Genomic DNA, 21,991 nt, shown 5'->3' with positions numbered 1-21,991 from the left:
ATAATTAAATTTGAGGAGGATAAAATGAGTGATTCTAAAGTCTTTGAAAAAATATTCTCCAGCCAAATAGATAGGGAAAATTACACAATTACTAGTGGATATACGAATTATTTTATTTCATATATAGGATTAGAAGATGAAGATTTGTACAATTTAGAAATCTTCAAAACAAAATATAATATTGATAATAGGAAAGATATAGCCTTATTTAGCAGTAGTTTGCCAAATCCTAGTGATTTTGATATGATAAATTATTTCAAAAATAAATTAAGTAATTATAGAAATAATTTAGAACATATGGACATTAGAATAATTTCAAATGAAAAAATAAACAACAATATAAAAAGATCATTTAATAAGGTTTTAAAAGAGGAAGAAAAGCAATTTAATAATGAAAGAGTTAAGGAAAATTTTATTATTAAGGTTATGTCATGGATAAAAACTTATGTAGAACACTTAACTATAAATAAAGATGATGCACCTAAAATTATTTTTTATGGAGAAATAAAAAAACATGAAGCATATTTCTTAGGAATATTATATTTAGCAGGTTTCGATGTATTATATCTAAATCCTATCTCATCAAGCAATATAGTAGTTTTAAATAAAAACTTATATAAAATAGAAGAAATTGTGAAAGAAAATGTGGAAGATATGCTTACTTTTGAAGAGAGAGTTGCTCTTGGAGAAAAAGTAAATAAAGGATCTATAAAAAAAGCAATGACTATAGGTGCACAGGCATCACAAAGAATAAGTAATGAGTTATTAAATGAATCTGGATTTATTAAGCCGTGGCAGCTACAAGATAGAAAGATAAAAAACGTTTTACTAACTTCAACTATGGAGGAAATATCTATTTATTGGAACCAACCTTTAAAGCTAAGACCTGGTTTTAATTTTGATAATAATTATATAGAGGTGTCTGTATTCTTTTCTAAAATAAATGGAGTATACAATGATAAACATGAATATCGAAACTTTGTAAGAATATTAAAAGGACCAAGAGAATATGTTAATTTGATTGATTTAAAAGATGGGTTTGAACAATTGGCTAAACCATTTACAAATGATGCTTTTAGCTTATCTTTTATACTTGATTCAAAGGGAATAATAGATAAAAAATCTGTTTTACAAGAAAAAGGTTATTCAATATCAACTTTAAGCAAACCTCAACAAACTATGATTTTAGAAAAAGTAGAAGAAATTATAGCAAGTAATGTATTTATTGATGAATTAAATCGAGAAGATAGGATAAAAGGTTTATTTACAGTCTTAAACATGGATAAAAAATTTGTACATATGATAAACAATTTTGATTATGCTTTAATTAATCCAAAGTTAATTATTTATATGGAAGAAGCCACAGTATTTGATAAGGAAATTGGATTTTTATTACTTTTACTATCAAAAATAGGATTTGATATTATTATATTATCACCAGGGGGAGACAATTGTATTGAAAATGTAATATCTTCTAAAGTAATAGATATTCATAGGCTGGATAAAATGATTTATCAATTTGATTTAGATGAAAAAGAAGAAGAGGAAAAAAGTATATTTAAAAAATTATTTAGTAAAAGGGGATTATTTTAATGGGAATAAATCTTAATAATTTATCTAGGGATAATAAAAACACACCACAGGTTATTAATAATACAGAAGTAAATAACACTGAAGAAAATTTTGATATAGTAGAATATACAAATAAGAAAAAACAAGAACTTAGACAATCTAGAGAAGTAGAAGCTTTAACATCTCTTATAGAAGTAGAAAATCCAAATACAATTCTTGAGTTTGGTCGTCCAGCAGCAGAAGGAATCGCTAGAATATCAAATAGTTTACTAAATACTATTAAAATGAATAAGAACGAAGAAAATTCAAAAATGATAGAACAGTTAGCTAAAATAATGGATAGGTTTGATTTAGATGACTTTCAAGAAACTAAAGAACCATCATTCTTCCAAAAAATATTTAAAAAAGCTAGTAATGCCATAGAGCTTATGTTCCAAAAATATGATACTTTAGGTGGAGAAGTTGAAAAAATTCAAATAGAATTAGAAAAATATGAGAGAGAAATACAAACATCTAACAAGCAATTAGGGGCTATGTTAAATGAAAACTTTAATTTCTATGAAGAACTTCAAAAGTACATAGTTGCTGGTGAAATGGCAATAGAAGAAATGGATAATGAAATTTTACCTCATTTCAAAAACTTGTCAGAAACTAGTGGGAATCAAATGGATGTAGTTAATTTCCAAGAACTTACTAAAATATATGATATGCTAAATCAAAGAATTTATGATTTAAGAATAGCTGAAAATATAGCAATACAAACTATACCAATGCTTAGAGGAATGCAACATAATAACTACGGTTTAATAAGAAAAATAAATAGTGCCTTCGTTGTTACTTTACCAGTATTTAAACAATGTTTATCTCAAGCAATTTTATTAAAGAAACAAGAATTACAAATAAAATCTTTGCAAGCTCTTGATGATAAAACAAATGAACTGCTTATAAGAAATGCTCAAAATGTAACATCACAAAGTATACAAATAGCTAAAATGGCAAATTCAAGTTCTATACAAATAGAAACTTTAGAAAAAATGCATAGTACAATTAAAAGTGGTATAGAAGAAACTCTAAGAATAGAAGCTATGAACAGAGAATCAATAAAAGATAATACTAAGAGATTAGAAGAACTTAACACATCTATAATTTACAATAAATAAATTGACAGAAATACAAAGGACGTTAGTTCTTTGTATTTATCTTTTTGGGGGAGTGAAAATTGAGATACTTTGATTTTATAGATAAAAAAGATAGAAAGAGACTATTTTTTAAAGAACCAGAAGAATTTAATAAAAATACAGATATAAATATATTGAAGTATGCTCTAGGAGCTTTTTTATATATACCAGCCACGCAGTATAACATGATGTATAAAAATATTATGGGAAATGTAAAATGTTCTAGACCCTTGGCTATATGTTTAGAAGATGCAATAGGTACAAATGGAGAGGAAGAAGCAATTCAAAATTTATCCTTAGTACTAAACAATATAAAAGAAGAAATAAAAGACAGTGAAAGACCACTTATTTTTATTAGAATAAAAAATCCTACACAACTAGAAAAAATAAAAAATATTATTCATGAAAACAAAGAAATGTTAACAGGGATTCTTGTTCCAAAAGCAAATAGTATTATTATCAAAAATTGTATTGGAGTACTAGATACTATAAATCTAGATAAAATTTATTTGTTACCTATAATTGAAAGCAAAGAATTTATATATAAAGAAAGTAAAGAAAAATCATTTTTAGATTTATACAATACTTTGGTTAAACATAAATCGAGAATACTTAATATTAGAATGGGGATAACGGATATTCTTGGTATTTTTGGAATAAGAAGAAGTAAGAATTTTTCTATATATGAAAATATCATTTGTACTAACTTTATCAATGATATTATTACATATTTATCTAGAGAAGAATTAGATATACCTATTAGTGGTGGTGTATCAGAATTTTATGATATAAATAATGAAAAGATCAAAGAAGAATATATTAAAGAAATATTGTTAGATAAATTCCATGGATTAGTTGGAAAAACAGTAATACATCCAAATCAAGTAGCAATAGTACAAGCGCTTTGTGCAGTAAGTTATGAAGATTATATGGATGCAAAGATGATTTTAGAAAGTGCAGGAAGTAAATACGGTGTTAGTAGAAGTATATCCGGGCAGCGCATGAATGAAATTAATCCGCATCAATTATGGGCTAAAAAAATCATCTTGTTATCTAAAATATATGGAGTATTAAATGAGGGGATAGACTATAATGACTTACTTAAATTTTAACTGTGATTTAGAAATTAAAGAAAATGTACTAGGATTAAATCTAGAGGACTTTCTAGAAATAGCAGTAAGAAATAATGAAAAAAGAAGATTTTTATTTGTATCTAAAGTTCTTGGTAAGCATATTGCTTGCAGAGCAAAAGACATGGACAACTTAGGAAAATTAATAGTGAAAGCTTATAATAAAAAAAGAAATCCATCTAGTGGAGTTGTAATCTCTTTTGCAGAGACAGGAACTGCCATAGGACATAGTGTATTTAATTATATGGAAAATGATTATGAATTTTTACATACTACTAGGGAAAATGTGGAAGCCTTTGAAAGCTTAGACTTTTTAGAGGAACATTCTCATGCTACTAATCATAATCTTTATTTTAATAAAATGAAAAACCTTGAAGATGGACAAGAAATTATACTTGTAGATGATGAAGTAACTACGGCAAATACTTGTATAAATCTTATTAAAAAAATACATAAATTGTATCCAAAAGAAAGATATACAATTTGTTCTATATTAAACTGGGTGGAAGGCGAGAACTTAAAAAGAATAAAACAATTAGAGAAAGATTTAAACTGTTCTATAGAATTTGTATATTTATTTAAAGGTGAATTTGAATTTAAATTGAATGATTTAAATCTCAGTGACGATAAAATTAAAAATGATAAATTTGTTGAAGATAAAAATGAAAATCTTCAAATAAATTATATAAACCTAGATATGGATGATTATATTGGTGAAAAAAAATATATAAAATATACTGGTAGATTTGGACTGAATAAAATAGAACAGAGAAAGCTAAAAGACACAGTAAAAAGAGAATCTAAGAAACTTAATATAGAAGATAAAAATGCTGAAGTATTATTTTTAGGAACAGAAGAATTTATGTATATACCTATGTTATTTGCAAAATACTGCCAGGGAAATATATATTATTATTCGACAACAAGAAGCCCAATAATTAATATTGATAAAAATGACTATCCAATCAAATCTAAATTTGAGTTAAATAGTCTTTATAATAAAAACGTGAAAAACTATTTATACAATATAGATAAAAAAGATTATAATGAATGTTTTTTATTTATAGAGCTTAATGAAGATAAAAAAGTTTTTGAAGAAATAATTAATATATTTAAACAAACTTCAATAAAGAAATTAAATATAGTTTGCTGTTAAAAGGAGAAGTTTATGGGGGAATTTGGCACATATTCAAAAGATGATGTGATTTTTTTATTAAAAGATATTTCTAATTTAATAAAAGAAGAAGGCAATAAAGAAAGAGAAATGAAAATTCAAAGTGGGACTCATTACTCGGAAATGATACCTATTGAATATAATGTAAGTGAAAAATATTTAAATTTATATTATGAAAAACTAAAAGATACAAAGGATAAATTAGCTTTTGCAGTAGGAGTAATGAGTGAAAAAATAGTGAAAAAAAATGGATTTGATGTAGTTTTAGTATCTTTAGCAAGGGCTGGAATTCCCATAGGAATTTTAGCTAAAAGATACTTAAAAGAAAAGTATAATATGAACCTGCCTCATTATTCTATATCAATAATAAGAGATAAAGGAATTGATATGAATGCAATTGATTATATATTAAAAGTTCATCCTAATTCAAAAATTCAATTTATAGATGGATGGACGGGAAAAGGAACTATTTGCAAAGAACTAGACAAAGCCTGTGAAGATTTAAAATTAAAATATAACATGGAATTTGATGCAACACTAGCAGTACTTGCGGATCCTGCTGGATATTCTGGATTATATGGAGTTAGGGAGGATTTCTTAATTCCAAGTGCATGCTTAAATTCAACTGTTTCAGGCCTTATAAGTAGAACAGTACTTAGAAATGATATAATAGGAGAAAATGATTTTCATGGAGCAAAGTACTACAAAGAATTAAAAGAACATGATGAATCTATAAAATATCTTGATACAATCTGTGATTGCTTTAAAAATCAATATGAAAATATAGAAAAGGGAATAAAAAATTGGCAAGAAGATATAATAACAAAACTTGCTGATGAAGATGTTAAAATAATAAAAAAAAGATATAGTATAAAAGATATAAACTTAATAAAACCAGGAGTAGGTGAAACTACAAGAGTTTTACTTAGAAGAATCCCATACAAAATACTAGTGAGAGATATGACTGATGAAAACTTGGATCATATATTTGTTCTTGCAAAGGAAAAAAATGTTCCCATAGAAGAAGTTCCTTTAAAAGGATATAGTTGTTGTGGAATAATAAAAAATATGAAGGATGTATAAAATGGTTATTTTTTCAGATTTAGATAGAAGCATAATTTATTCAAGTAAGTTTTTAAAAGACATAAATGAAAACTCTTATGAATGTATAGAGCTAAAAGATAATAAAGAGATATCTTATGTGTCTTTTAAAACAATGGAAATTTTAAAAACAATAAATGAAAATACTTTATTTATACCAACAACAACAAGAACAAGAGAACAGTTTGAAAGAATTAACTTTAACAAATATAATATAAATTTTGACTATGCAATTACTAGTAATGGAGGATGTATATTAAAAAATAATAGACCACTTTTAGGTTGGCAGGAAGAAGTAGAAAAAATAAAAAAATCATCTGAATCTATTAATGTAATGTTAGACTTATTTGAACCATATACAAAAATGAATGGTGTCACGAATTTTAGAGTAGCAGAAAATTTATTTTTTTATATTGTTGTAGACTTTAAAGAATTTGACATAATGAGCATATATAATTATATAAGTATATTAAATAATAAAAATTGGATTTATTATGTTAGTGGCAGAAAAATATATTTGCTACCAAAAGGAATTACAAAAGAAAGTGCAATTGAGTATATTTGCAAGGTTGAAAATATAGAAAGTTTTGCAGTTATTGGTGATTCCAATATGGATAGGGGTATGTTAAATATAACTGATAATGCTTATGTGCTAAAACATGGAGATTTAAACACTAATGATATAAAAGGTGAATTTATTAGAAGTATGGAAGAAGGTATAAAAGGAACAGAAGAAGTACTTTTAAATTTATTAGAAAAAATATCATTATAAAGTTAAAATATTATGGGTTTGGTATATGGAGGGGAAAATGGATTTTATTTTAATAATGAGTATTATGCAACTAGTTATTGGGATAGCACTATTTACAGTGGGGCTTGTGGCTAGAAACTCTTCAGGTCATGAAAATAAAAAAAGATTTTTTAACAAGATAAAAAATCAAGGTATACTAAATCTTATCCTTAGTATTGTTGCAATAATAATGCAAGTAATAAATGAAGAGCTTGGGCTTATATCCATGGCTATGTATGCTATAGGAATTTTGTTTACTACAGTATATTTACTAATTAATTTGATTTTTCTTGTGAAAAACAGTACCATGAGTAAAAATAATAGAATCATAATTATTATAGGAATTCTATTATTTGGTATATTTATATTTTTAGGTGACACTATATATGACAAATTTGCCGTTGGATACAGAAAACTTAATGAACCAATTAAAATTGGAAAAGAATTTTTACTATATGAATGTAATGACAAATCTCATGGTAATGAAAAAGTGTATATGACTATAAATAAAATAGAAAAAGATAATGGGCTGTGTGTTGGAGATGATGAATCACAGTGTACTGTTATGGACTTTGACTTAAGATATGAGGGAAAAAAGCCAATAAAGCTTGTTAATGAAAATAGAAGTTTTAGTGATTTATGCAGTTTTACTACTATTGCATCATCGGATAAATTAAAAGATAATAAGTGTGAATATGAATTTCTTATAGAAGATGACATGGACTCTGAGGTTATACATAGTGAATACACAAAAAATCTACCTAAAGTAATTAAGGCAGGAGCTAAAATGAAAAATATTGTTTACCCCATAACAATTATGGGGGATGGATATGATGATATTTCTGTTAAAGATATGAATCTACAAATTGAGACAGGGTTTAAGATGCAACATGAAGGTAAGAATATAAGAGAAAGTATAAATAAATAATAAAAGAAACTGTTGTATATTAATATAACAGTTCTTTTTTAATACTATGAGCTTTACTTTTGTTATTTGCTTATATATTTATCTAAAAAATCACTTACTGTATTCCAGTAAAGACTTGGATTAACTAAATCAGCTTTTCCATGGCCAGCATTTTTTATGGTAAGTTTGCTTTTTTGTGAACTTGTAGCATTATAAAGTTCATCCATCATATAATATGGAACAAAATCATCTTTGTCTCCGTGAATATAAAGAATAGGAGTTTTTGATTTAGCTACTTGTTTAATTGGAGAAGCTTCTTTAAGGGAATATCCAGTTTTAACCATTGTAACCATATTAGAAAGATCCATTACAGGAAAAGATGGTAAATTAAATAAAGCTTTTAACTGATAAGTAAACTCATCCCAAACTGAAGTATAGCCACAATCTGCAATTATAGCTTTAACATTAGAAGGCAGTTTTTCCCCTGAGGTAGATAAAACAGTAGCAGCCCCCATAGATGTGCCATGTAAAATTATCTTAGAATCTGGATTATCTTTAAGTACACTATTAATCCAGTCAATTATATCAAGTCTATCATACCAACCCATACCAATATAATTACCTTCACTTTTTCCGTGGGCTCTTAAATCTGGAACTAAAACATTATACCCCATTTCATAAAAATGTTTAGCTTTAGAACTTACAGTTTCTCCTTTAGAAGTATAACCATGAACTACAATGGCCCATTTATTAGTTTTAATTTTATTTTTTATTTCATAGCCATGTAGCTTCAGATCATCAAAAGAATTTATATATTTATCATTATAATTTGAATCTTTTATTAGCCAATTAACGTCTTCTTCTATTTCTCCCTCAGTGTCATCATCACCAAATATCATATCCTTTGATGTAAGTGGATTAATAGCTAATTCATAAAAGTAATTTCCTATAAAAGCGCCTGCACCAACAGTTATTAATAATATCATTACTATTAAACTTATTATTATTTTTTTCTTTTTAGTCATATTCAATCTCCTTGTGTTTTAAACCTAGAAAATATACTACCATAAAAATAAATACTTTGAAATGATAAATATATGTAAATGAAACTAAAAAACCTAAAAATATTGCTGAGATTAAAATTTTCAACAATATTTTTAGGTTAAGTAATTTATGATTTAATATATTCTTTTAAATACTTTTTAATAGTTGACCAATAAAAGTCAGGTTGAGCTAAATCTGAATTACTGTGTTCGCCATCTTTTATACTTATTTTTTTCTTTTCAGAGCTAGTGGCGTTGTATAATTCATCCATCATAGAAATAGGAACAAATTTATCTTTATCACCATGAAGATAAAGAATAGGCGTTTTTGATTTTTTTACTGAATCAATGGCAGAGGCATTCTTTAAAGAGTATCCAGCTCTTATTAAAGTTACCATATTAGTAAAATCAATTATTGGAAAGGAGGAAGTATTAGAGTAACTTGCTATTTCATAATCAAAAATATCATATACAGAAGTGTAAGCGCAATCGGATATTGTAGCTTTAACATTGGATGGCAAATCCTCTCCAGAAGTCATCAAAACAGTGGAACCTCCCATAGATGTACCATAAAGTACTATTTCGGATTTACTGTCATCCCTTATTATACTGTTAATCCAACCAATTATGTCTATCCTATCATCCCAACCCATTCCTATATAACTTCCTTGGCTTTGTCCATTACCCCTTAAATCTGGTATGAGAACATTATACCCCATCTCGTAAAAGTGAAGAGCTTTTCTACTAATAAATTTTCCCTCTTCTCCGTATCCATGAACAACAATAGCCCATTTTGATGTTTTTTTAGGTTGTTTAACTACATATGAATGCAACTTTAAGCTGTCGAAAGAAGTTATATATTTATCTTTATAATTAGATTTTTTTATTAACCAGTTTTCATTATCATAGGAGCTTTTATATGTATAGTCAGCATAAATTGCGTTTTTAGGAGAATTGGCGCTTATTACTACATTATAAAGTAGATTACCAACAAAAGTACCAATGCTAATACCTGCAATTAAGATTACAACTAGAATTGATAATAAAAATTTTTTAAACTTTTTCATAATATATTGTCCCACCTTGAAATTATAAAATAATCAATCTGAATATATAGTTAATTGTAGTAATGATACTATGTTTTATCAAGCAAAATAAATTTAATTGATATTGTGATTAAAACTAGCTATTTTTCTAATATATAAAAAATACCTAAACTATAAAGACTAAAAATAAAATTGTGATACACTTATATCAATAAGTTAAAAATGGGGTGAATAAAGTGAAGAATACATATGACGTTGCAATTATTGGAGGCGGAGTTGTGGGAAGTTCCATTGCGAGGGAACTTTCAAAGTACAAATTAAGTACCTGTGTATTAGAGAAGGAGTTGGATGTATGCTGCGAAACTAGTGGAAGAAATTCTGGAGTTTTGCATGCAGGATTTAATAATAAACCAGGCTCTTTAATGGCAAAATTTTGTGTAGAAGGAAATCAAAACTTTGATGAAATTGCCAATGAACTTGATATCCCTTTTAAAAGAAGTGGAAAGCTGGTAGTTGGTTTCACAGATGAGGATAAAGAGAAACTAATAAAAATGAAAGAACGAGGTGAAGCAAATAATGTTGCTGGCCTTGAGATTATAAACAAAGAAAAAATTAAAGAATTATCACCATTTGTGGAAGGGGAATTTGCATTGTATTCTCCAAGTACAGGAATCTTAAATCCTTTTATTTATACCATTGCCATGGCAGAAAATGCTGTTGAAAATGGGGTGAATTATTTCCTAGGCAATGAAGTTTTGAATATAAAAAGAGCATTATGTGAAGATAAGGATATTTATGAAATTAAAACAAATAAAGGAACTTATAAATCTAGATGGATAATAAACTCTGCAGGATTAAATAGTGACAAAGTAGGTAGAATGTTGGGAATTAAAGAATACAATATACATCCTTGTAGAGGAGAATATTTTATATTAGATCAAAAGGTAGGACAATTTTTAAATATGCCTGCATATCCAGTGCCAAACCCTAAGGCGGGAGGACTTGGAATACACTTAACGCCTTCAATTGATGGTAATGTGTTTATTGGACCAAGTAGTGAATATATAGATGAAAAAGATGATTATTCTGTAACAAAAGATGTTATGAATTTATTAATAAAAGATGGAGGAAGAATTTTTCCACATATTAAAAAAGAGCATTTTATAAGAAACTTCTCAGGAATTAGACCTAAATTAGTAGGAAAAGATCAAGGTGGATATGATGACTTTAAAATTGAATTAAGAGAGGATATACCAAATTTAATAAACTTAACAGGAATAGAATCCCCAGGGCTTACAAGTGCAGTTCCTATTGCAAAATACGTAGTAAGTTTATTATCACAAGAAGAATCTCTGAAAGAAAATACACATTTTAATAAATATAGAAAAGGAATTACATGCTTCAACGATCAACCTTTAGAAATAAAAAGAAAGCTAATTGAAGGAGATGGAAACTATGGAGAAATAATTTGTAGATGTGAAACTATAACAAAGGCTGAAATATTAGAAGCTATTAATAATCCTTTGGGAGTGGACACTGTGACAGGAATAAAATACAGAACTCGTGCAATGATGGGAAGATGCCAAGGTGGATACTGCCAAACAAGAATAACTAATTTAATTAAAGAAGAAAAGAACAAGAAGGAAGAAGAAATACTCTACTGTAGAAAAAATTCAAACATGTTTGTTGGGAAGGTGAGAGTATAATGGCTATAAAAAAAGATGTGATAATAATAGGTGGAGGCCCAGCAGGCCTAGCTGCAGCAGTAAAATTAAAAGAATGTGGAATAGAAGATATAGTAATAATTGAAAGAGAGAAAAAGCTAGGAGGAATTCTTCGACAATGTATTCATGATGGTTTTGGATTAACTAGATTTAAAGAAACTTTAAGCGGACCAGAATATGCACAGAGATTTATTGATGAAGTAAGAGAAAAAGATATTGAGTGTATTGTGGATACTACTGTAATAGATTTAACTCATGATAAAAAAGTAATTGCTGTAAATAAAAATGGATTACTAGAGTACGAAGCTAAGGCAGTTATTTTGACAATGGGATGTAGAGAAAGAACTAGGGGGGCCATAAGTATTCCTGGTAGTAGACCAGCAGGAGTGTATACTGCAGGTGTGGCTCAATCTTATATAAATTTACAAAATACTATGGTTGGGAAAAAAATTATTATTTTAGGTTCTGGTGATATAGGCTTAATAATGGCAAGACGTATGACTTTAGAAGGGGCAAAGGTGGAAGCTGTATTTGAGATACTTCCTTATGCAAGTGGACTTCCTAGAAATATTCAACAATGTTTAAATGATTATAATATTCCTTTATATTTAAGTCATACAGTTACTAAGATTAAAGGCAAATCAAGAATTGAAGGAATAAGAGTAAGTGAAGTAGATGAAAATATGCAAATAATTGAAGGAACAGAAAAAAATTACGACTGTGATACTTTAATTTTATCAGTAGGTTTAATTCCAGAAAATGAATTATCTTTAAAAGCTGGAGTTGAGTTAGACAATAACACAAAGGGATCTATAGTAAATGAAAATTATGAAACAAGTGTAGAGGGGATTTTTGTAGCAGGAAACGTTCTTCATGTTCATGACTTAGTTGACTTTGTTTCTTTGGAAGGAGAAAGACTGGCTGAATCAGTAGCAAATTATATAAATAATAACAAGCTTCCAAAGTGTGAAATAAATATAGTAAAAGATAAGAATATAAGCCATACAATACCTCAAAAAATTAGTGGAGAAAATGACTTTGTTTTATCTATGAGAGTTAGAAAACCTATTAAAAACGCTGTAATAGAAATATTGCAAGATGATAATATTGTAAGAACTATGAAAATGAAAAAAGCTATTCCAGCAGAAATGATTCAAATTGAAATTAATAAAGATAATATAAAATCTAAATCAGATTTGAAGGTGGTAGTAAAATGAGAAAAATATTTACTTGTATAGTTTGTCCCAATGGCTGTGAGATAGAGGTAGATTTAGATGATAATAAAATAATTAAAATTGAAGGGGCCACTTGTAAAAAAGGAAAAGAATATGTAAATCAAGAACTAACTAATCCTCAAAGAAATATAGCAACTTCAGTTAAAGTAATAAATGGAGATTTGGAAATTGTAAGTGTAAGACTAAGTAACAGCATACCCAAAAATAAGATATTTGATGTTATGGATGAGGTTAAAAATATTAAAGTTGATGCACCTGTAAAAATAGGTGATGTGATAAAATCTAATATTCTAAACTTGAATGTAGATCTTATTGCTACGAAGAATATTGATTTAGTATAATAATAAGATAAAAATAGGATTCCCAAATTTCCAGGAATCCTATTTTTATAAAGAAAATTTTATTATATTTTATTTTTGATTAGAATTAACCTCTATATATTGGCTATAAACGTAGCCAGTTCCATTTTTATATTGGACTTTGTACCAACCATAAGTAGTTTTAGATAAAATAGCTACCTTAGTATTTTTGTTTAAAATACCTAATTTAGCGTAGTTTGTAGAAGCACCTTTTCTAACATATACAGCATGATTTACAACACCAGTTTGAGGATATTTATCTTCTTTATTGTCACTATTATTAGTAATAGTTATATATTGGGAACAAACATATCCGTATCTACCATTAAATTTAATTTTATACCAATTATTAGAAGACTTAGCTACAATTGTTACTTTAATATTTTTATTTAAAGTTCCTAGTTTAGTAGAATTAGTAGAAGTACTCTCTCTAACATATACAGCACTTTTAGCTATTCCAGTTGCAGAGTAAGCTACATCTTCTTTTTTATCATTATTAGATTTTATTGTTACATATTGACTGTAAACATAAGCATAATCTTTATTATTTTTTATTTTGTACCAATTATTAGAAGATTTAGCTACTATTGTTACTTTCGTACGTTTCTTCAAAGTATCAAGTCTAGTATAGCTAGTGCCAGGACCTTTCCTCATAGATACATTACTATTTATTGTACCAGTTGCGCTGAAAGCACTGTCTTTAATTGTGTCAGCATAAACATTTGTAATAGTATTGCTGTTATAGTTTGATAAGTCGGCCATAGATACTCCGCCTAAACAAAGCATAGAAGCTAATCCAGTTACCATAAATTTTTTTAATACATTGTATTTCATTTCAAGTACCCCCTCTAAACTTATTAGATTTGTTATTATCTTAAACAATATAATTCTAACACTAAAATAAGAGGTCAGGTAAAAAATAATTAGATTGTAAATTAATAGTAACTATATGGACTAGGAGAAGAAACAAATAGTAACAGTTGACTTGATCTTTATTATTAATTGCAGGCTTATTTTTATAAAAAAGTAACAATAATAGAACGATAATAGATAAAACACAAGTTGTTAAATAAGCATTTTTAAATCCAATATTAAGAATCTTACATTATTTTATTTAATGTATTTGCTTTTGCACCTAAAAATATGTTAAATTTTATGGTAGTGATATAATAAATGTATTTAAAATAATTTAATAATATTTATATAATAAGAATTATTGAAAATACTTAAATTAGGTTATAATATTATTTACATTATTATAGATAAATTTTTATTGGATTTTTATTAGTAGGTAAATAAAAAATAAAATTCTAATCAGGATTATAGGAAGGAAATGAAATGAAAGGTGTAATCACAATTTCTTATAATGATTTACCAAAATCAATAGAAACTAAAGGAATTTTAGTAGAGAAATTAACTAAAGCCGGTTTTAAAGTAACTGAAGAAATAGAAAAAGAAACAGAGCTGTTAATATCAATAGGAGGAGATGGATCTTTTTTAAAGGCAATACATAAATTTGATTTTGTTGAAGTTCCAGTAATAGCTATAAATACTGGTCACTTAGGATTTTTTGCTGAGCTTTCTCCAGACAAAATCGATGAATTTATAAATAGATACATAAACAAAGAATATTCTATTCAGCAAGTATATGCAATAGAAGCAAGTATAGTAACTAAGAAAAAGTATATAAAGATAAATGCTATTAATGAGATTGTAATAAAAAATATACAATCAAGAACAGTACACTTAGACTTACAAGTGGATGGAATAAAAATAGAGCATTTTAGTGGAGATGGTATGCTTATATCAACACCAATAGGTTCAACAGCATACAATTATTCAGCTGGTGGAAGTATAGTTGATCCTAAACTTGATTTAATTCAATTAACACCTATAGCACCAATGAACACAAACGCTTATAGATCATTTACATCAAGTATTATACTGCCAACAACGTCAGTTATATCCATAAGTCCAGAATATGACTTTGAAAATTCTATTCTTATTGTAATAGATGGTAAGCAGTATAAGTTCAGTCAAATTGAGGAAGTGAAAATATACAAATCTAATTACAAATTAAAACTATTAAGACTAAATGGATATGAATTTTGGAACAGAGTAGCGGAAAAATTTTTATAAGTTAAAAGCTTATAAAGTATTAAATAAGTATAGTAAATAGACGCCATAAATAATTTGAAATTATGGCGTCTATTTTTATTTAAAATTAATCTAAATCTTGAATATTCATTTTATTTATATCATGTTTTTTATTATATTTATTACGGCAAGCATAGTAAATTGCCACAAGAATAACTGTAGGAACATTATAAGCTATAAAAACAATCATAATTCCGATAAATATAGAAACATCAAGCAAAGTTACATTTAAAAGATAAATTAATGCTACTAAAATTGACACTACGAAATTTATACCAGGTAGTATAAATCCTAGCTTTTTATTTTCCTTGCTTGATAAAAATATTTGTAAAATAGCTATACCAACTAATATTCCTAAGAATAGGATACTATTTGATACTAGAAAAATTGGTCCCATATTATTTTTCCACATCCTTCATTTTTTTATATTCAGTTATTAAAAGCTTTGCAGTTTCAAAATCTAATTTATCCTTTAGAGCTAATTGCTTTATAAGAGAAATATATGGTTCACTAGGAACTTTATCATTTAATTCAATTTTTTGTATAAGCTTATCAAGTCTAAGTCTAACTGTAGGATAAGTGACATTATAAATTCCTGCGATTTCCTTAAGAGATCCTGAAGCTAAGATAAATTTTTTAATAAAATTTATATCTTCATCGTCTAAATTTTCTAGCCACTTTGGAATATTATCCATAATTAATCCCCCTTATAATGAAGATGTACTTTAATATTATTAAAGTATATTTTAATTATATTAAAAAATAACTTAAAAAACAATAAATAAAATTCAAAATAGAAAAAGTGAATAAATGATAATAGTTATCATTTACAAAGTGATATCATTGTGGTAAAATATAATCAAAGTTGAAAAACAAAAGATTTTTAGTAAAAGATAAAAATTTATAATAAAAGCCATAAAAACACCTTAATAAATATTATGTGAAATATTTTGCTATTGATTTTTTAACTTTTTAAAATTACTCTTAATTGTAAAAAAGAATCTGGGAGTCTGCACCTAGATTCTTTTTATATGTAGAAATTTATATAATAAGAGAAGTAAATAAGTATCTATAAAATGATGAATTAATTGTTAATGAAAATCATTTACAATTAATCTGTTGAATGATATAATTATCTTGGCTTTAAAAATTATCGCGGCAAATAATAATTTTTAAGGAGATTAAAGCAATGGCAAAAATGATGGGACCAAGATTTAAACAATGTAGAAGATTAGGACTAAATGTGTGTGGGCATCCTAAAGCAATGGACATATCAGTGAAAGGAACTTCTAGAGCAGATAAAAAACTTTCAGCTTATGGATTACAATTATTAGAAAAACAAAGACTTAGAGCTTATTATGGAGTATTAGAAAAACAATTTAGAAATTACTACAAAAAAGCAGAAAAATCTAAGGTATCTACAGGTATAGCATTAATTCAAATGTTAGAGTGTAGATTAGACAATGTAGTTTATAGACTAGGTCTAGCAAACTCTATAAGACAAGCTCGTCAAATGGTTGTTCATGGACATATATTAGTTAATGGGAAAAAAGTAGATATACCATCATGTGCAGTAAGTGTAGGGGATACTGTTTCACTAAGAGAAAAATCTAGAAACAATGAAATGTTTAAAAATAACTTCCAAGAAAGATCACTAGTAGTATATCCTTATTTAGCAAAGAATGAAGAAAGCTTTGCAGGTACACTTATTAAAATGCCTGAAAGAAATGAGGTACCAATAGAAATAAATGAAATACTAATAGTAGAGTTTTACTCAAAATAATAAGTAAGTGAAAGACTCAATAAGGTATTATACTGCCTTTTTGAGTCTTTTTTAGTGTTTTAAATATTTTCATTTATATTGGTAATAATAAGAAATATATATTTAAGGAGGTAAAAGATGCAAAACACAAACTTAAAATGTAATGCTACAAATTGTGCTTTTAACCAAAGAATGGAGTGTAGCGCAGGAGCTATAAATATTAGAGGAGCTGAAGCAGTTACAACTGATGGAACTACTTGTTCTTCATATGTAGATAGAAATGCTAATTCTTTTACAAATAGTGTGAATTCTGTAAGAACAAATACTCATAATATAAGTTGTGAAGCTTGCAAATGTAAATATAACAAAAAGAAAAACTGTACAGCTAAGGGTGTAAGTATAGGTGCAAATAAAGCATCTTGTGATACATTTATTCGTAAGTAAAATTAAATCAAACTAAGGTCTATCTTTTAACTATTTAAGATAGACTTTTTTATTGCTATAGAAAACAAATTGTGGTATCTTTATATAAAGTGAGTAATCACTCATTTTAGGAGGGTAGATATGGAAGATAACTATTGTATAAAAATAAAAAATATTAATAAATCATATAAAAAACAAAAGGTACTAAAAGATGTATCTTTTGATATTGAAAAAGGAGAAATATTTTGTTTGTTAGGGCCTTCAGGGGCAGGAAAAACAACTTTAATAAGACTTATTATGGGTATGGAAAAAAGTGATAAAGGAGATATACTTATTTTAAATAAAAAAGTACCTAATCTTGAAACTATAGAGAGCATAGGATATACAGCACAAGCGGATGCCCTTTATACAGACTTAAGTGCAGAAGAAAATATGAAATTTTACTGCAGATTATATAAAGTGCCTAAAAAGGAAAGAAAAAATAGAATTGAAAAATGCCTGGGAGTAGTAAACTTAAATACAGATGCTAAAAAAATAGTAAGTAATTTTTCTGGAGGTATGAAAAGAAGGTTATCTCTTGCAATATCATTAATTCATAATCCAAAAATATTGATTTTAGATGAACCTACAGTAGGAATGGATCCCCTACTTAGAAAACAAATTTGGCAGGAACTATACAGGTTAAAAGAAAATGGAGTAACTATTCTTATTACTACTCATGTTATGGATGAGGCATCTTATTGTGATAGATTGGCGTTACTTAGAAATGGAAGATGTATTTGTGTGGGAGAACCTCAAAATATAATCGAAGAAAATGAATGTAATACTTTAGAAGAAGTCTTTTTAAAACTAGGGGGCGATGTATATGAGGATTAATGCTATGGTTTGTAGAATAATAAGACAGTTTTTGAGAGATAAAAGAACATTAGCATTATTAATTGTTGCTCCTATGCTAGTTTTAACTTTAATGAGTTTTGTTTTTACTGATGAAGATGCTAAATTAAATATAGGAGTGGAAAATTCTAATGTAAAAGACATATTATCATCTATGGAAAAAGACAATGATATAAATATAATGAGTAAAAAAGAAGCTGAAGGGAAATTTGAAGATAAAGCATTAGATGCATATATTTATGGAGATGAAAAAGAGCTTAATATTTTATTAAATGGTGCTGATAATTCTGTAATTAATCAATTAAATAAAAATGTTCAAGAAGCAGTTAAAGACTATATGACTAAAAAAGGTGAAGATAATAAAAAAATAATAGAAGATTTAGCAAGTAATTCTATGATTAATATGATGAATAAGGATCTTGCTAATAAAATTGATTCTATAGATATAAACTCAACAGAAATAGAAACATACAATTATTTTGGTGATAATGATATGAGTACAATAGATTATATAGGACCACTTTTAATAGGATTATTTATATTTTTCTTTGTATTTTTAATTTCAGGAGTAAGTTTTTTAAGAGAGCGTACAACAGGAACATTAGAGAGGCTTTTGGCTACTCCAATTAAAAGATATGAAATAGTATTTGGATATTTAATTGGGTTTGGGATATTTACCATAGTTCAATCTGCCATAATTTCTGCTTTTTCCATAGGCATATTAAAGATATATAATGGTGGAAATATAGGTCTTATTTTATTAATAAGTACCGTAATAGCTCTTTGTGCTCTAAGTTTTGGTATGTTTGTATCATCTTATGCACATAATGAACTTCAAGTTATGCAATTTATCCCTATCGTTATTGTTCCTCAGGTATTTTTCTGTGGATTATTCTCCATAAGAAACATGGCAGAACCTTTACAAATTTTATCGAAATTTATGCCACTAACTTATGCCAGTAATGCTCTAAGAGGTGTTATGACTTGCGGTTACAATTTACAACAAATTAGTTTTGACTTACTAGTGCTTATAGGATTTACAGTGGTATTTGCAATATTAAATATAATAACATTAAAAAAACATAGAACTTGGTAAGGTGACAAAATGAGCAAATGGATGAATTATATTATTAAAGAAGGTAGTAAAGAAAATAAACTTACAAAAAAACAAGAAAATATTCTAATAGCTGCCGTAGAGCTGATTAGTGAAAAGGGATACGAAAAAGTATCAACTGCGGAAATTGCAAAAAGAGCTGGAGTAGCTGAAGGAACAATTTTTAGGAAATATAAAACTAAGAGAGATTTGTTAGATGCCATATTTATTCCCTCTTTTATGAGATTTGTAAAACCAATAGTCATAAAAGAATTTATATCTACTGTTTTAGATAAAGATTATAATACACTGGAAAGTTTTATTGAAGTTATAGTAAGAGATAGATATGAATTTGCAAAAGATGAAACACCATTATTTAGAATTATCATTCAGGAAATCATATCTCAAGATTATATAAAAGAAGAAATAAAAGAAATGTTCTTAATTGATGCATATCCTGTATTTACAAAATTAATTAAGAGGCTTAAGGATAAAAATGAAATTATAGATGTAGATGAGATTACCTTTTTCAGAATTATTATAACCAATGTTTTGGGATTTTTAATACCAAGATTTGTTTTATTTCCTGATTTACAGTGGAGTGATGAAAAAGAAATTAATATGACAATTAAAAATATAATAAAGTCTTTAAGTTAAAATAAGCAGTATATGTAAGCTTTACATATACTGCTTTAAATTAAGGTGATTCGTCTACACAGTGGCATAAGCGAAGCAAATTTTTATGAATTACCAGATTTTATATGTACCCTTAGTGTAGTAATTATAATACATATAGTTGGCTCTAAATCCCATTAGTGTTCCAAAGAGCAAGGAAAAAATGCCATGAATATAACTAGTTAATACCCCCACTACAATAATATATACTACAGCTCCAACATACATTTTTTTAGTTAACATCCAAATCCAAGAAAATAAAAAAGGAAAGAAATTAAACTTACCTTTATAAGTTTCATCACTATCTTTTATTCTTGTGAATTCTAGTTGATAATAAGGCCTTAGATTAGCATACTCATCGTAAATGCTATTGCTTGTTTTGCCATTTCTATAATATTCTTCTTGACTACTTCTATTATAAGAACTAATAATTATTTTTTCTTCTTCTTTATTATTCGTATATGTTTTTTCACCGCATTCAGGACAGAATTTATCTTCTTTACTGTACTTAAATCCACAGTTTTTACAAAGCATAACTTATCTCCTTTAAAATACATTTATAATATAATACTGTAATTTTTCAGTGCATAAATAGTAGAAGTATTATAAATATTATTATTTGACCTAAATTCATATCTTTGAAAAGGAAAATCTGATGCTGAATAATTTAATTTTGGCTTTGACCATGATTTTCCGAAATCTAAAGACTCACTGGTATATAAATCGAAATACTCAATCCATTGAATATATATTTTTGAACAAGTAGAAATTAAATTAGGAAATACACACATGGAATTTTTGCTGATATATTTTTCTGATGAGATGGTAAAATTATTATTCATAAAGTTTCCTTGTATGTATTTACAATAGTACCTATTTTTATTATTTTCTGCAAAAACTATATGATAGTTATTTTTATTATCTTTTATTGCAGATAAATAAATTTTATCTTTTTTAGAATTAGTTATTTGTTTAGGGCTTGACCATGTATAAAGATTTTTATCAAATGTAGATGAAAATAGTTCCTCATGATGATTTACTAATTTAAAGTAAAATATGGTTGGAACATTGTTATTATAAGTAATAACGAAGTTAGTTAATATGTTATAATTTATAAAATCAATTCTAGTTTTTTTACAAATATGAGGTGATTGATATAAGTGAATTATATATGCACAGTAAGGAAACTTTTTATTTATAGAGTAATATAATATATGATTTTCATCGCTTACTTTTTTTATATAAGTAAATTTTATAAAAAAATTTTTATAATCATATTTAATAATCGTATTCAGATCTACGTTATCACTATTTGTAATTAAATTTTGAAGTTTTCCTTTTTTATCATTAAGTATACCGTAAATATTATCCTTATTATCTATATCTAGCCAAATATCTATAAATGAGTACTCGCCGTTAAGTAATATGTGTGAACTTATATTATTTAAATCAGAATCTATATTAGTAGAGACAATATTTTTACCAAGTTCAAATAAGGTTAGTCCTTTATTAATAGAACTTTCAACTAAGATAGAGGTTTTATCTATAAAAGGCATAATATCCCTCCTTAAAAATATTCATATTAATATTTATATTAAAATACAGTTTTTTATACATAAATTATCGAAAATAATAAATATATTAATCTGATAGTAACATGTGCTCATTAAAATCATATATTTTATATAAGAAGAGAATATGGTCTTTTCTAAAAAATAATCAGGAGAG

General features: G+C 26.6%; 23 protein-coding genes. 16 read left to right on the top strand and 7 right to left on the bottom strand.

What is annotated here, in order from left to right; all coding sequences use genetic code 11:
- Positions 1 to 24 precede the first annotated feature (24 nt).
- From K0039_RS16270 to K0039_RS16240, 7 genes are read left to right on the top strand one after another with little or no spacing between them, the layout of a single operon-like run.
- Positions 25 to 1,593 carry a YceG family protein gene (locus K0039_RS16270; protein ID WP_228106125.1) on the top strand — a complete coding sequence of 523 codons (1,569 nt, stop codon included), beginning with the start codon at positions 25 to 27 and terminating at the stop codon, positions 1,591 to 1,593.
- Complete coding sequence (locus K0039_RS16265; protein WP_228106124.1) at positions 1,593 to 2,732, top strand: toxic anion resistance protein; 1,140 nt, start codon at positions 1,593 to 1,595, stop codon at positions 2,730 to 2,732. The genes K0039_RS16270 and K0039_RS16265 overlap by 1 nt, the downstream gene beginning before the upstream one ends.
- Before the next feature lie 59 nt (positions 2,733 to 2,791).
- Positions 2,792 to 3,862, top strand: coding sequence for an HpcH/HpaI aldolase/citrate lyase family protein (locus K0039_RS16260; protein WP_228106123.1), 1,071 nt, complete (start codon positions 2,792 to 2,794; stop codon positions 3,860 to 3,862).
- Positions 3,843 to 5,036 (top strand): phosphoribosyltransferase family protein, encoded by a 1,194-nt coding sequence (locus K0039_RS16255; RefSeq protein ID WP_228106122.1) that lies wholly within the window; start codon positions 3,843 to 3,845, stop codon positions 5,034 to 5,036. The genes K0039_RS16260 and K0039_RS16255 overlap by 20 nt, the downstream gene beginning before the upstream one ends.
- A gap of 12 nt (positions 5,037 to 5,048) precedes the next feature.
- Positions 5,049 to 6,137 (top strand): cysteine protease StiP family protein, encoded by a 1,089-nt coding sequence (locus tag K0039_RS16250; protein WP_228106121.1) that lies wholly within the window; start codon positions 5,049 to 5,051, stop codon positions 6,135 to 6,137.
- A 1-nt stretch (position 6,138) separates the two neighbouring features.
- A complete protein-coding gene (locus K0039_RS16245) occupies positions 6,139 to 6,927 on the top strand; it encodes an HAD hydrolase family protein (RefSeq protein ID WP_228106120.1) in 789 nt (262 codons plus the stop codon).
- Between the two features lie 37 nt (positions 6,928 to 6,964).
- Positions 6,965 to 7,873 (top strand): hypothetical protein, encoded by a 909-nt coding sequence (locus tag K0039_RS16240; protein WP_228106119.1) that lies wholly within the window; start codon positions 6,965 to 6,967, stop codon positions 7,871 to 7,873.
- 62 nt (positions 7,874 to 7,935) lie between these two features.
- Here K0039_RS16240 and K0039_RS16235 read toward each other — a convergent pair whose 3' ends face one another.
- Together K0039_RS16235 and K0039_RS16230 are read right to left on the bottom strand one after the other, a co-directional pair.
- Entirely contained in the window at positions 7,936 to 8,877 is a 942-nt protein-coding gene (locus tag K0039_RS16235) for an alpha/beta hydrolase (protein WP_228106118.1), read from the bottom strand.
- 146 nt (positions 8,878 to 9,023) lie between these two features.
- Positions 9,024 to 9,962, bottom strand: a complete 939-nt coding sequence (locus tag K0039_RS16230) for an alpha/beta hydrolase (RefSeq protein ID WP_228106117.1) — start codon at positions 9,960 to 9,962, stop codon at positions 9,024 to 9,026.
- Positions 9,963 to 10,177: 215 nt separating this feature from the next.
- Between K0039_RS16230 and K0039_RS16225 the strand changes: the two genes are divergently transcribed.
- From K0039_RS16225 to K0039_RS16215, 3 genes are read left to right on the top strand one after another with little or no spacing between them, the layout of a single operon-like run.
- Positions 10,178 to 11,647, top strand: coding sequence for an NAD(P)/FAD-dependent oxidoreductase (locus K0039_RS16225; RefSeq protein ID WP_228106116.1), 1,470 nt, complete (start codon positions 10,178 to 10,180; stop codon positions 11,645 to 11,647).
- Positions 11,647 to 12,882, top strand: a complete 1,236-nt coding sequence (locus K0039_RS16220) for an NAD(P)/FAD-dependent oxidoreductase (protein ID WP_265589513.1) — start codon at positions 11,647 to 11,649, stop codon at positions 12,880 to 12,882. The genes K0039_RS16225 and K0039_RS16220 overlap by 1 nt, the downstream gene beginning before the upstream one ends.
- Positions 12,879 to 13,241 (top strand): DUF1667 domain-containing protein, encoded by a 363-nt coding sequence (locus K0039_RS16215; protein WP_228106115.1) that lies wholly within the window; start codon positions 12,879 to 12,881, stop codon positions 13,239 to 13,241. The genes K0039_RS16220 and K0039_RS16215 overlap by 4 nt, the downstream gene beginning before the upstream one ends.
- Positions 13,242 to 13,310: 69 nt before the next feature.
- Here K0039_RS16215 and K0039_RS16210 read toward each other — a convergent pair whose 3' ends face one another.
- Positions 13,311 to 14,093 (bottom strand): SH3 domain-containing protein, encoded by a 783-nt coding sequence (locus K0039_RS16210; RefSeq protein WP_228106114.1) that lies wholly within the window; start codon positions 14,091 to 14,093, stop codon positions 13,311 to 13,313.
- A gap of 504 nt (positions 14,094 to 14,597) precedes the next feature.
- On the opposite strand from K0039_RS16210, the gene K0039_RS16205 reads away from it, so the two are divergent.
- Entirely contained in the window at positions 14,598 to 15,398 is an 801-nt protein-coding gene (locus K0039_RS16205; protein ID WP_228106113.1) for an NAD(+)/NADH kinase, read from the top strand.
- Positions 15,399 to 15,483: 85 nt separating this feature from the next.
- Here K0039_RS16205 and K0039_RS16200 read toward each other — a convergent pair whose 3' ends face one another.
- Together K0039_RS16200 and K0039_RS16195 are read right to left on the bottom strand one after the other, a co-directional pair.
- Positions 15,484 to 15,813 carry a hypothetical protein gene (locus K0039_RS16200; protein WP_228106112.1) on the bottom strand — a complete coding sequence of 110 codons (330 nt, stop codon included), beginning with the start codon at positions 15,811 to 15,813 and terminating at the stop codon, positions 15,484 to 15,486.
- Position 15,814: 1 nt separating this feature from the next.
- Complete coding sequence (locus tag K0039_RS16195) at positions 15,815 to 16,111, bottom strand: DUF2089 family protein (RefSeq protein WP_228106111.1); 297 nt, start codon at positions 16,109 to 16,111, stop codon at positions 15,815 to 15,817.
- Between the two features lie 494 nt (positions 16,112 to 16,605).
- Here K0039_RS16195 and rpsD point away from each other — a divergent pair, with 494 nt between their 5' ends.
- The 5 genes from rpsD to K0039_RS16170 all read left to right on the top strand — a co-directional run bounded on the left by rpsD (position 16,606) and on the right by K0039_RS16170 (position 20,245).
- A complete protein-coding gene (gene rpsD, locus K0039_RS16190) occupies positions 16,606 to 17,199 on the top strand; it encodes a 30S ribosomal protein S4 (RefSeq protein ID WP_228106110.1) in 594 nt (197 codons plus the stop codon).
- Between the two features lie 117 nt (positions 17,200 to 17,316).
- Positions 17,317 to 17,622, top strand: a complete 306-nt coding sequence (locus K0039_RS16185) for a DUF1540 domain-containing protein (RefSeq protein WP_228106109.1) — start codon at positions 17,317 to 17,319, stop codon at positions 17,620 to 17,622.
- A 120-nt stretch (positions 17,623 to 17,742) separates the two neighbouring features.
- Positions 17,743 to 18,477 carry an ABC transporter ATP-binding protein gene (locus K0039_RS16180; protein ID WP_228106108.1) on the top strand — a complete coding sequence of 245 codons (735 nt, stop codon included), beginning with the start codon at positions 17,743 to 17,745 and terminating at the stop codon, positions 18,475 to 18,477.
- Entirely contained in the window at positions 18,467 to 19,591 is a 1,125-nt protein-coding gene (locus K0039_RS16175) for an ABC transporter permease (protein ID WP_228106107.1), read from the top strand. The genes K0039_RS16180 and K0039_RS16175 overlap by 11 nt, the downstream gene beginning before the upstream one ends.
- Positions 19,592 to 19,600: 9 nt before the next feature.
- Positions 19,601 to 20,245 (top strand): TetR/AcrR family transcriptional regulator, encoded by a 645-nt coding sequence (locus tag K0039_RS16170; protein WP_228106106.1) that lies wholly within the window; start codon positions 19,601 to 19,603, stop codon positions 20,243 to 20,245.
- 90 nt (positions 20,246 to 20,335) lie between these two features.
- On the opposite strand, the gene K0039_RS16165 is transcribed toward K0039_RS16170, so the two are convergent.
- Both K0039_RS16165 and K0039_RS16160 read right to left on the bottom strand, forming a co-directional pair.
- Positions 20,336 to 20,797 (bottom strand): DUF2628 domain-containing protein, encoded by a 462-nt coding sequence (locus tag K0039_RS16165; RefSeq protein ID WP_228106105.1) that lies wholly within the window; start codon positions 20,795 to 20,797, stop codon positions 20,336 to 20,338.
- A 23-nt stretch (positions 20,798 to 20,820) separates the two neighbouring features.
- A complete protein-coding gene (locus K0039_RS16160; protein ID WP_228106104.1) occupies positions 20,821 to 21,819 on the bottom strand; it encodes a hypothetical protein in 999 nt (332 codons plus the stop codon).
- Between the last annotated feature and the right edge of the window lie 172 nt (positions 21,820 to 21,991).

Source organism: Terrisporobacter mayombei, assembly GCF_020748465.1.
Classification (GTDB): domain Bacteria; phylum Bacillota; class Clostridia; order Peptostreptococcales; family Peptostreptococcaceae; genus Terrisporobacter; species Terrisporobacter mayombei.
This window is presented reverse-complemented; position numbering and strand designations above follow the sequence as displayed.